Source organism: Phenylobacterium sp. (assembly GCF_025934275.1).
Taxonomy (GTDB): Bacteria; Pseudomonadota; Alphaproteobacteria; order Caulobacterales; family Caulobacteraceae; genus Phenylobacterium.
The window spans coordinates 1-14,815 of the sequence record NZ_JAICYI010000042.1 but is presented as its reverse complement, the minus strand read 5'-3'; the positions used below and the strand labels follow the sequence as shown (position 1 = coordinate 14,815).

The 14,815-nt window shown below is 69.4% G+C and carries 14 protein-coding genes; 8 read left to right on the top strand and 6 right to left on the bottom strand.

All coding sequences use genetic code 11. The features are described 5' to 3' along the window. The first annotated feature begins 19 nt into the window (after window positions 1-19). The 5 genes from Q0W60_RS11685 (at window position 20) to Q0W60_RS11665 (ending at window position 5,114) form a co-directional block, all read left to right on the top strand. On the top strand, window positions 20-1,429 hold the full coding sequence (locus Q0W60_RS11685; protein WP_297695754.1) for an FAD-binding oxidoreductase: 1,410 nt from the start codon (window positions 20-22) through the stop codon (window positions 1,427-1,429). After that, window positions 1,430-2,359 (top strand): alpha/beta hydrolase, encoded by a 930-nt coding sequence (locus Q0W60_RS11680; protein WP_297695752.1) that lies wholly within the window; start codon window positions 1,430-1,432, stop codon window positions 2,357-2,359. Window positions 2,360-2,402: 43 nt separating this feature from the next. Continuing rightward, window positions 2,403-3,209 (top strand): peroxide stress protein YaaA, encoded by an 807-nt coding sequence (gene yaaA, locus Q0W60_RS11675; protein ID WP_297695750.1) that lies wholly within the window; start codon window positions 2,403-2,405, stop codon window positions 3,207-3,209. 70 nt (window positions 3,210-3,279) lie between these two features. Beyond that, a complete protein-coding gene (locus tag Q0W60_RS11670) occupies window positions 3,280-4,062 on the top strand; it encodes an SDR family oxidoreductase (RefSeq protein WP_297695748.1) in 783 nt (260 codons plus the stop codon). Between the two features lie 68 nt (window positions 4,063-4,130). Beyond that, entirely contained in the window at window positions 4,131-5,114 is a 984-nt protein-coding gene (locus Q0W60_RS11665) for a nitronate monooxygenase family protein (RefSeq protein WP_297695747.1), read from the top strand. Between the two features lie 2 nt (window positions 5,115-5,116). Here the strand turns inward: Q0W60_RS11665 and Q0W60_RS11660 are convergent, their stop codons facing one another. After that, window positions 5,117-5,683, bottom strand: coding sequence for a hypothetical protein (locus Q0W60_RS11660; protein ID WP_297695745.1), 567 nt, complete (start codon window positions 5,681-5,683; stop codon window positions 5,117-5,119). Window positions 5,684-5,912: 229 nt separating this feature from the next. Here Q0W60_RS11660 and Q0W60_RS11655 point away from each other — a divergent pair, with 229 nt between their 5' ends. Further along, window positions 5,913-7,241 carry a hypothetical protein gene (locus Q0W60_RS11655; protein WP_297695743.1) on the top strand — a complete coding sequence of 443 codons (1,329 nt, stop codon included), beginning with the start codon at window positions 5,913-5,915 and terminating at the stop codon, window positions 7,239-7,241. Between the two features lie 57 nt (window positions 7,242-7,298). Here the strand turns inward: Q0W60_RS11655 and Q0W60_RS11650 are convergent, their stop codons facing one another. The 5 genes from Q0W60_RS11650 to Q0W60_RS11630 form a co-directional block, all read right to left on the bottom strand. Continuing rightward, window positions 7,299-8,840 carry an acetolactate synthase large subunit gene (locus Q0W60_RS11650; RefSeq protein ID WP_297695741.1) on the bottom strand — a complete coding sequence of 514 codons (1,542 nt, stop codon included), beginning with the start codon at window positions 8,838-8,840 and terminating at the stop codon, window positions 7,299-7,301. Next, window positions 8,837-10,621: an AMP-binding protein gene (locus Q0W60_RS11645; protein WP_297695739.1), complete on the bottom strand. Its 1,785-nt coding sequence runs from the start codon at window positions 10,619-10,621 to the stop codon at window positions 8,837-8,839. The genes Q0W60_RS11650 and Q0W60_RS11645 overlap by 4 nt, the downstream gene beginning before the upstream one ends. Window positions 10,622-10,664: 43 nt before the next feature. Then, a complete protein-coding gene (locus Q0W60_RS11640; protein WP_297695737.1) occupies window positions 10,665-11,246 on the bottom strand; it encodes a hypothetical protein in 582 nt (193 codons plus the stop codon). A gap of 262 nt (window positions 11,247-11,508) precedes the next feature. Then, a complete protein-coding gene (locus Q0W60_RS11635; protein WP_297695735.1) occupies window positions 11,509-12,015 on the bottom strand; it encodes a type II toxin-antitoxin system YhaV family toxin in 507 nt (168 codons plus the stop codon). After that, window positions 12,012-12,518, bottom strand: coding sequence for a helix-turn-helix domain-containing protein (locus Q0W60_RS11630; protein WP_297695732.1), 507 nt, complete (start codon window positions 12,516-12,518; stop codon window positions 12,012-12,014). Before Q0W60_RS11630 ends, Q0W60_RS11635 begins: the two co-directional genes overlap by 4 nt. Window positions 12,519-12,772: 254 nt before the next feature. On the opposite strand from Q0W60_RS11630, the gene Q0W60_RS11625 reads away from it, so the two are divergent. Next, on the top strand, window positions 12,773-13,138 hold the full coding sequence (locus Q0W60_RS11625; protein ID WP_297695730.1) for a type II toxin-antitoxin system PrlF family antitoxin: 366 nt from the start codon (window positions 12,773-12,775) through the stop codon (window positions 13,136-13,138). A gap of 107 nt (window positions 13,139-13,245) precedes the next feature. After that, window positions 13,246-14,454 carry a RelA/SpoT domain-containing protein gene (locus Q0W60_RS11620; RefSeq protein WP_297695728.1) on the top strand — a complete coding sequence of 403 codons (1,209 nt, stop codon included), beginning with the start codon at window positions 13,246-13,248 and terminating at the stop codon, window positions 14,452-14,454. Window positions 14,455-14,815: the final 361 nt, after the last annotated feature.

Below are 14,815 nucleotides of genomic sequence, written 5' to 3'. Positions count from 1 at the left end.
CAGGCGGTAAGCTCGCGCCATGACCGCCCCCGTCCCCGCCGACGTGCTGTCGCGCCTGAAGGCTGTGCTGGGCGAAGGCGGCTGGAGCCAGGATCCGGAGCGGCTGGCGCCCAAGCTCATCGAGTGGCGCGACCGCTGGAGCGGGACGACGCCCCTCCTCGCCCTGCCCAGGACCACCGAGGATGTGGCCGCGGTGGTCGGCGTCTGCTTCGAAGCGGGGGTGGCGATCACCCCCCAGGGCGGCAACACCGGCCTGGTCGGCGGCCAGATCCCGCAGGGCGAGGTGCTGCTCTCCACGGAGCGGCTGAACCGCCTGCGCGACCTCGACGCCTTCGACGACGTGCTGGTCGCCGAGGCTGGCGTCACGCTGGCCGAGGTGCACGAGGCGGCGGCCGGGGCGAAGCGGCGCTTCCCGCTGGGACTCGCCTCGGAAGGATCGGCGACCGTCGGCGGCTTCGTCTCGACGAACGCCGGCGGCACGCAGGTGCTGCGCTACGGCATGGCCCGCAACCTGGTGCTGGGGCTGGAGGCCGTGCTGCCGAACGGCGAGGTCTGGAACGGGCTCAAGCGCCTCAGGAAGGACAACACCGGCTATGACCTGAAGCAGCTCCTGATCGGAGCGGAAGGGACATTGGGCGTGGTGACGGCCGCGGCTCTGAAGCTGTTTCCGGAGATGGCCTCGCGCGCCGCCGCCCTGGCCGGCGTGCCGACGCCTGCGGCCGCGATCGAGCTGCTGGCGCGCGCCAAGGCGGAGACCGGCGGGGCGGTCGAGGCTTTCGAGCTGATGGGCCGCCTGGGGTTCGAGTTCGTGATGCGCAACATCGCGGGCGCCCGCGATCCGTTCGCAGAGCCGCACCCCTGGTACGTTCTTGCGGAGTTCGCCTCCGGCGAGGCGGGCTCGGCGGAGGCGGCCATGGAGCGGTTCCTGGCCGCCGGACTGGACGCGGGTCTGATCGAGGACGCGGTGGTCGCCCAGACGGAGGCGCAGGCCAAGGCGCTGTGGGCGATCCGCGAGAACCAGTCGCCGGCCCAGAAGCCCGAAGGCGCCACCTGGAAGCACGACGTCTCGGTGCCGGTGAGCCAGGTGGCGCGCTTCCTGGAGCGCGCGACGGCCGCGATGCAGGCCTTCAGTCCCGGCGCGCGGATCGCCGCTTTCGGACACATGGGCGACGGCAACATCCACTATGACGTGCTGCGGCCGGACGGCGGGTCGGACGCGGAGCACGCCGCCAGGCGGGACGAGGGCAGCCGCATCGTCCACGACATCGTGGCCGAGCTCGGCGGCTCGATCTCGGCGGAGCATGGCCTGGGCGCGATGAAGACTTCCGAGGCCTTGCGCTACAAGAGCCCGGTCGAGGTGCAGGCGATGCGCGCCATCCGCAGGGCGCTCGATCCCAAGCGGATCATGAACCCGCGGGTGTTGTTCTAGATGGCCGCGCTGACCCGGCGGGCGCTCGCAGGCGCCGGCGCGGCCCTGGTCTTGGCGCCGGTTGCCTGGGCCGAGGACGAGATCGTCCTGGTCGAGACCGCCCGGCTCGATGACGGCCTGCGGCTGGCCTACGTCGAGCGCGGCGCGGGGCCGCCGGTCATCTTCGTGCACGGGTCGCTCAGCGACTACAGCTACTGGGACGACCAGCTGCCGGCCTTCGCCGGGACGCGCCGCGCCATCGCCTACAGCCGCCGCTACAACTGGCCGAACCGCAACACCGCCGGAGCGGGCTATTCGGCGGTCGCCGACGCGCTGGACCTGGCGAGCATGATCGAGCTCCTCTGCGACGGCCCGGCGCATGTCGTGGGGCATTCCTATGGCGCGCTGGCCGCGCTGATCCTGGCGACTCGCCGGCCGGAGCTGATACGCACGATGGTGCTTGCCGAGCCCCCGGCGGTCAGCCTGCTCGCCCACGCGCCCGCGCCGCTGGCGGCCTCCGGCAGGGCCATGCTGGCCGACATTCAGACGCGGATGGTGGCGCCCATGCGCGCAGCCTTCCTGAAGGGTGAACGAGAGGCGGGCGTGGCCGCGTTCATCGACTACTGCGCGGGCGATCCACAGCGCTGGACCAAGATGTCGCCGCAGTCCCGCGCCGAGATCCTGAAGGACGCCCACGAGTGGGACGTGATGCTGACGGCGGGCGAGCTGTTCCCGGAAGTCGCGCCAGAGGCCGTGCGAGCCATTCGCACGCCCACCCTGCTGCTCTCGGGCGGCAGGTCCTATCCGTTCCTGGCCGTGATCGACGAGACGCTGGCGAGCCTGCTGCCGAATGCGCGCCGGATCGTCTTCGAGACCGCCACGCACCAGATGTGGCTCGAGCAGCCGGAAGCCTGCCGCCGCGCGACCCTGGAGCTGCAGAACCGCGCGTGAGGCGCTTGGCTTTGGACGCGGCTTGGAACAAAGCTTGCGGCCGATGCTGATTGTCCTTTCGCCCGCCAAGGCGCTCGACTTCACCGCGCCGCCCGCCGCCGCCCCGCTCACCCAGCCGGAGCTCGCGGAGCAGACCGCCGAGCTCGCCAAGACCACGCGCCGGCTGACCGCCCGCGACCTTAAGCGGCTGATGTGGCTGTCGGACAATCTGGCGAAGCTCAACCGCGAGCGGTTCCAGGCCTTCGATCCGGACTCCGAAGAGGGCCTGCAGGCGGCCTTCGCCTTCAATGGCGACGTCTACATGAGGTTGAAAGCCCGCGAGCTGGACCGCAAGGCGCTGGCCTGGGCGCAGGACCACGTTCGCATCCTTTCGGGCTTCTACGGCGTGCTCCGCCCGCTCGACGCCATCCAGCCCTATCGCCTGGAGATGGGCACGCGCCTGAAGACCCGCCGGGGCCATAGCCTTTACGACTTCTGGGGCGGCCGGATCTCCCAGGCGCTCAACGAGGCCGCACACGGGCACAAAGACCGGACGCTGGTGAACTGCGCGAGCAGCGAGTATTTCGCCGCCGTCGACCGCGCGGCGCTGAAGCTGCCGGTGGTGAGCTGTCGGTTCCTGGAAGAGAAGGATGGCCAGGCGCGGATGATCTCCTTCTTCGCCAAGAAGGCGCGCGGCCTCCTGGCGCGCTGGGCGATCGATCACCGCATCGAGCGCGCCGCCGACCTCAGGGGTTTCGATTCCGAGGGCTATCGTCTGGTGAAGGACCTGTCCTCGGACGAGGAGCTCACCTTCTCGCGGCCGCAGCCCCCGCCTGTGGCGCAGCTGCGTCAGGCGGCGGCTGGCGCTTGACGGCCCGCTTCGATCCGGGCCCTTTGCCCTTCCAACGAGCGTTTGAAATTCCGCGAGGGAGCCTCAGGGCATGGCATACAAGCCGTTCGATCTGACCGGGAAGGTGGCGCTGGTCACCGGCGGCAACTCAGGCATCGGGCTCGGCATGGCCGAGGCCCTCGCACAGGCCGGCGCGGACGTGGCCATCTGGGGGACCAACGAGGCCAAGAACGCCGCCGCGACCGAGCAGCTGAAGGCCCACGGGCGAAACGTGCTCGCGCAGAAGGTCGATGTCGCCGACGAGCGGCAGGTCGCCGATGGGATGCGCGAGGCGGTCGCCAAGCTGGGCCGCGTCGATACGGTGATCGCCAACGCGGGCGTCGGCGGCGGCGCGCGTTCGTTCGCGGAGTTCTCGACGGACACCTATCGCCGGGTGCTCTCGGTCAACCTCGACGGCGTGTTCTTCACCTTCCGCGAGGCCTGCAAGCACATGGTGGAGCGAGCGGAGAAGGGCGACCGTGGCGGCTCGCTCGTGGTCACCTCCTCGCTGTCGGCGATCGACGGCGCGGCGCGCAACGAGGCCTACGCCTCCACCAAGGGCGCGGTGATCTCGATGATCCGGGCGATCGCGGTCGAGCATGCGCGATACGGCGTGCGGGCCAACGCCGTGCTGCCCGGCTGGATCGCCACCGACATGACGCAGGGCGCGCAGGGCAACGAGAAGTTCACCGAGCAGGTGATCCGTCGCGTGCCGTTCCGGCGCTGGGGCGAGCCCGAGGACTTCGGCGGCATCGCCGTCTACCTGGCCTCCGACGCGTCGAGTTTCCACACCGGCGACAGCTTCCTGATCGACGGCGGCTACGCGATTTTCTGACTGACCTCGCGTCACGGTTCCCTTGGACGCGGGCCTTTGACATCCTGGCGAAAACCGGAGGACGGCCGATGTCCCTGCGCACCCCGCTCTGCGATCTCCTGGGCGTGAAGCATCCGATCATGCTGGCCGGCATGGGCGGCGTGTCCTACGCGGAGCTCGCCGCCGCAGTCTCGAACGCCGGCGGCTACGGGGTGCTCGGCATGGCGGGCCGCGGCCCCGACTTCATCCGTGAGCAGATGCGCACCGTGCGCAAGCTCACCGACAAGCCGTTCGGCGTCGACCTGCTGGCCGCCTCGCCCGACAGCCTGCTCGCGAGCGTCGACGTGATCATCGAGGAGGGCGCCTCGTCGTTCGTGGCGGGGTTGGGCGTGCCCATGCCGATCCTGGAGAAGCTGAAGACCGCCGGCCTGAAGGTGATGGTGGTCTGCGGGGCGGTGAAGCACGCCGTGAAGGCCGAGCAGGCCGGCTGCGATGCGGTGATCTGCCAGGGCGGCGAGGGCGGCGGGCATACCGGTCTGGTCGGCACCATGCCGCTGGTGGCCCAGGCGGTGGAGACGGTGAAGGTGCCGGTGGTCGCGGCCGGCGGCCTCTACGACGGGCGGGGGCTCGCGGCGGCGCTCTGCCTCGGCGCGGTGGGCGTCTGGATGGGCACCCGCTTCATCGCCAGCCAGGAAGCCCACGCCGGCCAGATGTACCGTGACGTGATCCTCGAGGCGTCCGACGAGGATACGGTCAGGACCCGCTGCTACTCCGGCAAGCCGATGCGGGTGAAGAAGAACCCCTATGTCGAGGACTGGGAGCGCCGGCCGGCCGACATCCAGCCGTTCCCGCAGCAGGCGATGCTGTCGTCACGCGCCGGCGTCATGGGCGGCATCAGCGGCCAGGTCGAGGGGTTGGATGCGGACAGCTCGGCGTTCGCCATGGGCCAGTCGGCCGGCGGCATCCACGACGTGGTCCCGGCCGGCGAGATCGTGCGGCGGATCCTCAGCGAGGCCGAGGCCGCCCTCGACAAGGCGCAGGCTTTCCGCGTGCGCGCGCCGCAGCCTGCCTGAGCTCAGGGGGCTGCCGCGAGGTACGCGACGGGGTTCTTCGAGAAGTTCGTGAAGTCGCCGATGCAGCCCTGCCAGGCCGCCAGCGCCGTGACCGCGTGGGCGCGCGTGTCGTCGGGATAAAGCAGGAGCGACATGGTCACATGCGCCTTGCCGGCCTTGTCCATGTAGCCGCGGCACAGGGCGGAGGCCTGGTTGTAGCCGTTGAGCTGGGCCATCGAAGGCGAGCCTTGCGACTGGGTGTCGAACAGCACCGCCTTGCAGCCCTTGCCGACCGCGTCGCACTGGGCGAACTGGGCCGAGAAGTTGGCGGCCGGAGAGGTCACGCTGACCAGCACCGCGTCGGAGTCGCGCTTGGCGATCTGCGCCTTCGCGCCCGCGCCGCTGAGCAGGCTGACCAGGTTCGCGGGGTCGCCGGTGTCGAAGCCCCCGGATGAGGCGACGCGCGGCCGGAGCGCGGCGGCTTTCGGCGCGGTCGGCGGCTTCGCGGTCGGCTTCGCAGAGGGTTTGGCGAGTGTGGCCGGCGCGAGCACGGCGAGTGCGAGGGCGATCGGGACGGTCTTGCGGATCATCACGCCGCGTTAGCAGCCCGATGACTTTGGCGCGAGCGTGACCGTCCGGCTTGCGTAGCGTGAGCTTGTTCAGGGTGAACGCGATCAAACGGTAGAGTTGCGTTGTTTCGGTTCCTAAGCCCTTGTAACTGCGCCAAAGTTCGGCCGATATTGTGGCCCAACTTGACCCCGCGCTGATCGCGGGGCTTATGTGCGCCGCAAAGGATTCCACCCAGGAGAACTTCCGACTATGAGGCCAAAGGTATTGGGGCTGGCCGCGGCCCTGCTCGTCGCGGCGCTGGCGCCAGCGACGGTGATCTCGGCGCCCAAGGACGCGCCGAAGGTGAGCGCCGCCGAACGCAAGCAGGGCATGGCCGAGGCGCCGGCGCTGGTCCAGGCCGCGGGCCTGAACTGCCAGGTGAGCGACGCCCGCTTCGTCGGCAAGACCGCCGAGGACAAGAAGGCCGGCAAGCCCGCGATGAGCTTCTACGAGGTGGCCTGCCAGCCGGGGCAGATGGGCTACGTCCTGCAGGCCGCGATGGGCGGCGCGCCGGAGGCCTACAGCTGCATCGAGGCGGACACGCCGCCTGATCCCAGCAAGCCGCCGCCGCTGCCTTGCCTCCTGCCGGGCAACAGCGACCCGAAGGCGGTGGTCGGCGCAGCGGTCGCCAAGGCCGGGGCGCAGTGCACCCCGACCCAGGCGCGCGGCATCGGCCACACCAAGACCCAGAGCTACTTCGAGGTCGCCTGCCAGGAGGGCACGGGCTACGTGGTCATCGGCTCCGCGCCGTTCGACGCCAGCAAGCCCGTCCAGGCGCAGAATTGCCTGAACTTCGACGAGGCCGGCGGCAACATCAAGTGCACCCTCACCGACCGGACGGCCCGGCTCGGCGTCATCGACCGCTACGTCCAGGCGGCGAAGAACAACTGCGTCGTGAAGGACCGCCGCTTCGTGGGCACCGCTCAGGACGGGGCGGACTACTACGAGACCTCCTGCCAGGACGGCAAGGGCTACGTGTACAAGGTCGCCAAGGGCGCGCTCGCCCAGAGCTGGGACTGCGCGCACGCGGTCAACATCCTGGGCGGCTGCCAGCTCACCGACAGCCGTCGGGCGGAGTCGGACGAGGCGGCGCTCTACACCAAGCTCGCCAAGAACTCCGGCTCCAGCTGCCAGGTGACCAAGTACGCCGAGTTCCCGATGAAGGGTAACGACGAGGCGGTCGAGCTGCTCTGCGCCAACGGCGAGAGCGCGGTGGGCCTGTTCCCGCCGACCGGCAAGGGCCAGGTGCTGGACTGCGGCCGCGCGCTGGCCGCCGGCTACAAGTGCAGCCTCGGCAAGCCGAACTACGCGGGCCTCACCGAGGATCTGCGCAAGTTCAACCAGAAGACCTGCACGGTCTCCAACGCCAGGCTGGCGGCCAAGACCCAGAAGGGCACCATCCTCGTGGAGGTGGCCTGCTCCGACGGGCTGCCCGGCTACATGATCGAGTACAACACGGCCCCGACGGTCGCGGCCGTGGCGGCGACGGGCTGCCGGTTCACCGGCGGCTGCCAGCTGCCCGGCAACAAGACGAGCTGAGCCAAGCTTCGGATTGTCAAAGACCGAGGCCCGCGGGTTCGCCCGCGGGCCTTTCTGCTAGATCGCCGCCTCGATGAACGTCGGGCCGCGCTGCGCCATGGCGCCGGCGAAGGCGGTCTCGAACGACTCGGCGGTGTCGCAGCGGACGGCCGGGAGCCCGAGCCCCTTGGCGAGCGAGGTCCAGTCGATGGCCGGATCGCCGAGCTCGAGCAGCTTGGCGGCCTGCGGCCCGGCCTGGCCCGCGCCGGTGCGCATCATCTCGATGTTGAGGATGCGGTAGGTGTTGTTGGCGAACACCACGGCGGTGACGTCGAGGTTCTCGCGCGCCATGGTCCAGAGCGCCTGCACCGTGTACATCGCCGCCCCGTCGCCGTTCAGCGACACCACCTTGCGGTCAGGACAGGCGACGGCGGCGCCCACCGCGAGCGGCAGGCCCGCCCCGATCGCCCCGCCGGTCAGCGCCAGCACCTCGTGCGGCGCGGCGGTCATCGCCGGCACCGCGATCCCGCCGCCGGAGGTGACGGAGTCGTCGCAGACGATGGCGCCTTCCGGCAGGTGGCGGGCGAAGGAGATCCCGGCGAGCTGCGGGCTCAAGGGTCCCGAGGGCGCGGCGTCCGGCTTCGACAGCGGCTGGGCAGGGCCTTGCTTCGGCGCGCCAAGCGCGTCGGCGAGCGCGGCGAGGGCCGCGACCGCATCCTCCGCGCGGTCGGCGAGCGAAAGCGTCCGGCAGCCCTCGGGCACCAGCACGCTCGGCCGGTTCGGATAGGCGAAGAAGGCGACCGGCTGGGTGGCGCCGGCGTAGACCATCAGGTCGACGCCCTCGAGCTCGGCGAGCGCCGCCTCGCCGAAGTACTGCATCCGGCGCGGCGCGTAGTGGCCGGCGCCGCGCGGCTGGCGGGCGACGAAGGTGTCGGCGAACACCTGGACGCCGACCGCCTGCAGGCGCGCCGCCTCTTTCAGGCCATCGGCGCGGCAGGCCTGGCCGCCGATCAGCACGACGGGCTTCTTCGCCGCCCTGACGGCGCGGGCCGCGGACTCGACGGCGTCGCCCTTGGGGGCGGGGCGCGCGGGCTTCTGGGCCATGACCGGCGCGCTCCTGGTCTCCAGCCAGGCCGAGTCGGCCGGCAGGATCAGGGCGACGGGCCCGCAGGGCGGCGTCAGGCTCGCGGCCACCGCCTCGGCGGCCATGCCGGCCACCTCGTCGGGGCTCTCCACGGACCTGGCCCACAGCGAGTTGGGCTTCACCAGGGTGGCGATGTCCGAGTTGAGCGGCGCGTCGTACCGGCGGTGGTAGGTGGCGTGGTCGCCGATCACGTTGACGATCGGGGTGAAGGCGCGCCGGGCGTTGTGCAGGTTGGCGATCCCGTTGCCGTAGCCGGGTCCGAGGTGCAGCAGGGTGCAGGCCGGCCGTTCGGCCATGCGGCCGTAGCCGTCGGCCGCGCCGGTGGCGACGCCCTCGAACAGGCAGAGCACCGGCCGCATCTGCGGATTGCGGTCGAGCGCGGAGACGAACTGCATCTCCGAAGTGCCGGGGTTGGCGAAGCAGGCGGTCACCTCGTTGGCGACGAAGGTGGCGATCAGGGCGTCGGCGCCGTTCATGGGATCGGGAACTCCATCACCTCGTGTGGACAGGGATCGGCGAAGAGGCGGGCCACGGCCGGCGCGCGCAGCCGCCGCGCGAGCGCCTGGGCGATGTAGCCCTTGTCGGTGATCTCGCCGTGAGCGGCGTCGGGGCCGTCCGGCAGCAGCAGGGCGCGTGCGATGCGCGAGCCGGCGCCCTGCGCTGCGGCGTTGAAGCGGGCGAGCCCGTCGCGGACCGCGGCCTCGACCTCGGCGCGCGGCCGGCCGGGGCTGGGGTAGAGCAGCAGGCCCACGCCCCCCTCGCCCTCGCCGCAGACCACCGCGTCGGTGACCAGAGGCCCGATCGCGCCGATCGCGCGGATGCGCAGCTCACCCACGCCCACGAAGGTCCCGCTGGCCAGCTTGAAGTTCTCCGACAGCCGGCCGTCGAAGATCATGCCCTTGGCCGGATCGGCCGGGTCGACGAAGCGGGCGGCGTCGCCCAACGCGTAGAAGCCCTCCGCGTCGAAGGCGCGCTCGGAGAGATCGGGGCGACCGAGGTAGCCCGGCGAGACCTGCGGGCCCTTCACCCGGAAGTCGAGCTTGCCGGCCTCCGGGACCAGGCGGACCGAGGCGCCCGGGACCGGCAGGCCGATCATGCCCATGCGGTCGTTCAGCCAGTGGACGTTGCAGGCGGTCGGGCCGGTCTCGGTCGCGCCATAGCCGGAGCCGAAGCTGATCTTCTCGCCGACCGTGCGGATCGCTGCCGCCTGGATGCGGTCGGCGACGGTCTGGCCGAGCGCCGCGCCGCCGTACTGCAGCAGGCGCACGCGGGCGAAGAAGCGGCGGGCGAGCGCTTCGTCGCGCTCCAGCTCGTCGGCGAACAGCATCCAGCCGGCCGGCACCATGTTCTGGTAGGTGGGCGAGATCTCCGTCAGGTTCCGCACCGTCTCGCCGAACCGGCCGGCGACCGGCTGGCCGGCGTCGATGTAGAGCGTGCCGCCGCGGTGGGTCGTGTAGTGCAGGATGGAGTTGCCGCCGAGGCTATGGCTCCAGGGCGCCGAATGGACCAGCACCGGCGGCTCGGGATCGTCGAAGCAGGCGGCGATCTGGGCGGAGTTCAGCGACACCGTGCGGTGGGTGCAGATCACCGCCTTCGGAAGCCCCGTCGAGCCGGAAGTGAGCAGGTACTTGGCGTGGTCCTCAGGGCTTGCGGTGGGCTCGGCGGGCTGGGCGCGGAACAGCCGCTCCAGGGGGATGTCGCCGGGGCGGGGGTTGCGGCCGGCGATCACCGGCAGGCCGGCCAGCGCTTCGCAGGCGAGCCCGTCGGCGAAGCGGGCGGCGTCCTCCACATAGACGGCCGCGGGCCGCAGCACCTCGCAGGCGTGGGTGAGGCGCGCGAGGTTCGCGCCCTTGAGCCCATACTGCGCCGAGACCGGGGCGGCCGGCATGGCCTGGCTCATCGCCGCGTACTTGATCAGCGCATGGGCGATGGCGTTGGCCGAGAGGATCAAGAGCGGGCGCTCGGAGATGAGCCCCGCTTCGGCGAGGCCGCCGGCCAGCGCGCGGACGCGCTCGCAGCCCTCGGCGTAACCGATCGTGCGCCAGCCCACGCCGGCGCGCTCGGCGAGCCAGGGGCGCGCGGGCGCGGCCTCGGCCCAGTGCGCCAGGGCCGCGGTCATGGTCTGGAAGCGGGTCTCGTAAGGCCGCGGGTTGGTCAGCACCAGCTCGCCGCCCGGCCGGTGCTCGACCTCGAGCGCGCGCGGCGCATAGCGGGCGTCGCGGAACGGCGCGGTCAGGAGCGAGGTCTCGGCGTCCATCGAGGACGCTTATTCCAAGCGACGCGGGGAAAGGAAAGGCCGCTCAGCCGTAGCCGCGGAACGGATGGTCGGGGAGCAACGCCCCGCCCGGTCGCGGGGACGGGCCGGGATCGGGTTGCAGAGCGGGGGGCGGCGCATCTGCGGCCGGCGGCGAGGCGGGCGGCTGGTAGCCGATCGCCGCGCACAGGCGCGCGAGCTGGCCCGCCAGGTCCTGGGCGAGGAAGCCCTCGATCTCGGCCTCGGCGTCGAGCATGGCGTCCAGCCGCTCCAGCACCTCGGCGGCCTCGTCCTCGCCCGGCTCGTATTCGGAGAACACCATCCGCGCGACCTGCGCCCGAAGCTCGGCCTTGCGGCGCCCGCGGCGCGCGCTCTCGGCCTCGGCGGCCCAGGCCTGCTCGGCGCGCTGATCGGCCCTGGTGTCGCGCCTGAGCTTGGCCTCCAGCGCGACGGTCATCCGCAGCGCCCGGCCCATGCGGTGGAAGGCGAGGCTCGTCGCCTGCTTCTCCTCCGGGGTCGCGGCGGCGAGCGCGGTGGCGTGCAGGTCCGCAGCCAGGCTGGCCGCCTGCTCGGCGAACCCCGCCAGCAGCCGGCCATGCCGCGCCATCATCTCCGCGTCCGTCTCCATGCGAACAAAAGTAGAACACACCGGATGCGGAGAGTCAAGGAATCTTGGCGCACAATTGGCGGTGGCTTCGCGCCAGGAGCGGACGTTGGCTCCGGCCCAACTAGCAGACCTTGCGCCCAGCCCCTGCAGCGCGTGCTCTAACCGTCTCCGACGCAGTCGCTAACGCTCCGGTGCAGCTTTGGTCGCCGGGGTCGGATCGCCATGCACAAGTCGCCAACGCAAGGTTACCCATCCTTCGCTGACATTCGACTTGGCCAAGCGATCACACGGGCTCGATTTCCTCTGCAGCCGGATCTTCGGGCACCGATGCGCGCAGTTCCGCCCAGTCTCCGGGCGGATCCCCGCGGCTCAGGCGCTTCTCGAACACCGCGTAGGGATCGGTCTTCGAACCGGCCTTGCGCTGGGTGTTCTCATCGTTCACCCACACATAGATGATGATCTTGGCGGCGGTGTCGAAGCGATAGAACAGCCGGAAGCGGCCGAGGAACTTGGCCCTTCGCCAATGGCTGTTCTGCTTGCCCATAGTGTTGCCGAGGCGGAAGTTCGGGTGGTCCGGGTTCGCCGGAATCTCATCCAAGATGAGGTCGCTGATCCGCTTCAGCATCTTGGCCTTGGGGTGACCGGACCAGCCTTCCGGATCGGCCGCCTTCAGCCTGGCCACCTCCGCGACAAGGCGGTCAAAAGGCTCCCGGAACTGCGGGTGGCGCAGCAGGGTCCAGCCGTTGCGGACCGCGAAGGGCCGGTCCTTCTTGCCCTTGAGCGCGCTCATGGCGCAGCTCCGCCCACGCCTGCCTTGGCTTTAAGCCCGGGCCGCGTGGCTGCCCGCTTCAGCCTCTTCGCCTCCTCGTCGGCCGTCTTGATAGTCGCCGCGATCTCTTCGAGCTTCGCGACGAGCGGCGACAGGTCGTACTGGTTAGATGTCTGGCCGCCCCCGGCTCGGTACCGCCATTCGCTTACGATCAGTCCTTCACGTTGCAGCGCCGCGAGGCTTCGCTGGATCGTCTTCTGCGACACCCCTAGGCGTTCAGCCATCAGCTTCTTCGACGGCCACGGCAGATTATCGGGCGCCCACCAGATGTCGATTAGGACGATCAGCACGGCGAGCTCGCCTGCGCCGATGTGCAGCTTTGGCAGGCCTCGGATCAGCGCCGATGGGATCACGGTCCAGCCGGCGTCGAGACTGGTCCGCCACTTCTTGCGAAGGACCTTCTCGGACTCCGGCTTGGCCGGCTTGGCCGACTCGGCGGCCTCTTCTGGTGCGGTCGTTTCCATGACCCTATACTGAGGCATCGCAGGGCCGAATCCTAGGGTGCTGAACCCGCAACCCCAGGACGTTTTTGTCCGCGCCGCTGGGACAAGAATGTCCATGAACCCGGGACGCAGAAGTCCCATGAATAATGACGGGCCCTGAGGAGCACGCCGTTGGGCAGCACGCCCTAAGGACCATGCGGGGGTGGACAGATTTGTCCGGGTATGGGGAAACCTTCCGTTACGTATTATCTTACGTACTGCGAGAGGGTAGGACCATGACGCGGGCCGCGGCGAGTTTTGGCGGGGCAATCACGACGACGGGCAATTCGGGCGCGCTGCGTCTGGATAAGTCGTTTTTCACGGCTCATCCGGAGTTCCGGGTGCGGGCGAAGCTGGTTGTCCACCACATCGGACTCGGCAAGGTACTGGTCACGGTCGATGAGGGCGCGACGGACGCCGACGCCGGGGATGCGCACGATCCGGTCGTGTCGGCCTACCTCGCGTTCTTGGAAAAGGAGATGGCGGCCAATCCCTCGCAACTTTCTCCGTTCACCGGCACCGAACTCGAAAAGCTGACGGAATTGGTCAAGGGCGTGACGGTTCGTGATGATGACGTGCTTCCGGATGATGTGACCTTCTAGACCAACACAGGGTGCGTCCACCCCTGCGCCGGGTCAATTTGGCACTTGCAGCGCCGCTATTCTGTTCATGATATGATCCGCATCATGAACATTGAATCAGGCCGCCCATGAACGCGCTGTCGCCCTTCGAGCACGACTTGGCGACCGTGCGCGACGCCGGACAGGTCATCGGCGGCGACCTGATCTGGGCGCCGGAAACGGAGCAGCGAATCCGGGAGGCCTTCAGCATCGCCAACCAATGGCGGGACTCCCACGCCCACCCGATGCGCAGCCTGCACCATACGCTGCGGGCTCATATCCGACTGCGGGGCCTAGACGGCCTGACCGCCGCCCGGCTGAAGCGCATGAATGCGATCCGGGGAAAGCTCCGTCGCATGAGCGGGAGGAAGCGGCCACTGGGCCTGGAGACCTTCCAGGACCTCGGCGGTTGCCGCGCGATTATGGGCTCGATGCAGGACGCGACAGCGCTAGTCAGCACACTCCGGGACCGTTCTCGGCATGTCCTCTGGGATCAGAACGACTACATCCACGAGGCGCGCCCGACCGGCTACCGATCCCACGACCTCAAATTTGAGTACCGGGGATCAGGCGACAAGCAGGTCTTCAATGGTCGGCGCGTCGAGGTCCAGATTCGCACCGATCTCCAACATTCTTGGGCGACCGCGGTCGAAGCCGTCGGCCTCTTCTGCGGTGAGGAGTTGAAGTCCGGGAAAGGCAGTCCGGAATGGCTGCGGCTGTTTGCGCTCATGTCGGCCGAGTTTGCGGAGGCAGAAGGCTGCGACCCGGCGAAAGGCATGTCGGATCGATCGATCCGTGTGCGGGAACTGAAGGAGCAGGCGGGTCATCTGGACGCCGTGCAGGTGCTGGAGAACATGAGCACCGCATTTTTCTGGTCACTAGACGCCGTCGAGGTCTCGGGAACGCCGAAATATTACTTGATCGAATACGAGCGCGAGACGAGGCAGGTAAGAGTAACCCCTAAATTCCAATCGCGATTTGCGGTGAGAAGTTACGAGGATGCCGAGATCATCGACAACCTCACCGGTGGGGACACATCGGACGTTGTCCTGATCGAAGGCGTAAAGCTGGAAAACCTCAAGCGCGCTTACCCGAACTATTTCGGCGACGTACAGCTGTTCAAAATGCAGCTCGGAGAATTGGTGAGCGGCGGCGCGGTTCGGGAGTTTGAAGTCGCGCTGCAGAAGCGGTCTATTCCCACGCCCCGCGAGCGGGCAGATCCCAGCTGGATGTTTGCAAGAAAGCTGTGGGCTGAGCCGACTCCCAAGTCGAAACCGAAGAGGAAGAAGAAAAAATAGGTGCCGCCTTAGCGGCAGTCCATCCGCCTAATCACGCGACCAGCCGTATTGTCGCCTCTCACCTCCGCGCCGCCGCCGCCCGCATCCGATCTGCCAATCGATGTCGAATCCGGCTCGGCTGCCGCATATTGGGAATGGCACGGCCGCGCGATGCCGCGTGCTCGACTCCCCTAGGAGTCGCACCTGTCGTCCCAATGCGGACTCTCCCAACGTCTCCATTGAGTCGATTGTGTTGAAGAAGGCGGCTTTGAGCGGCGTTGTCAGCGCGGCCGGATGAGGCTCGCGGTGGCCGTCGCCGCTCAGGCGGGCGCCGGGAGCTCTGGGACTGGGATCAGCTTGGCGAGTTTACGGAGGTTCTGGG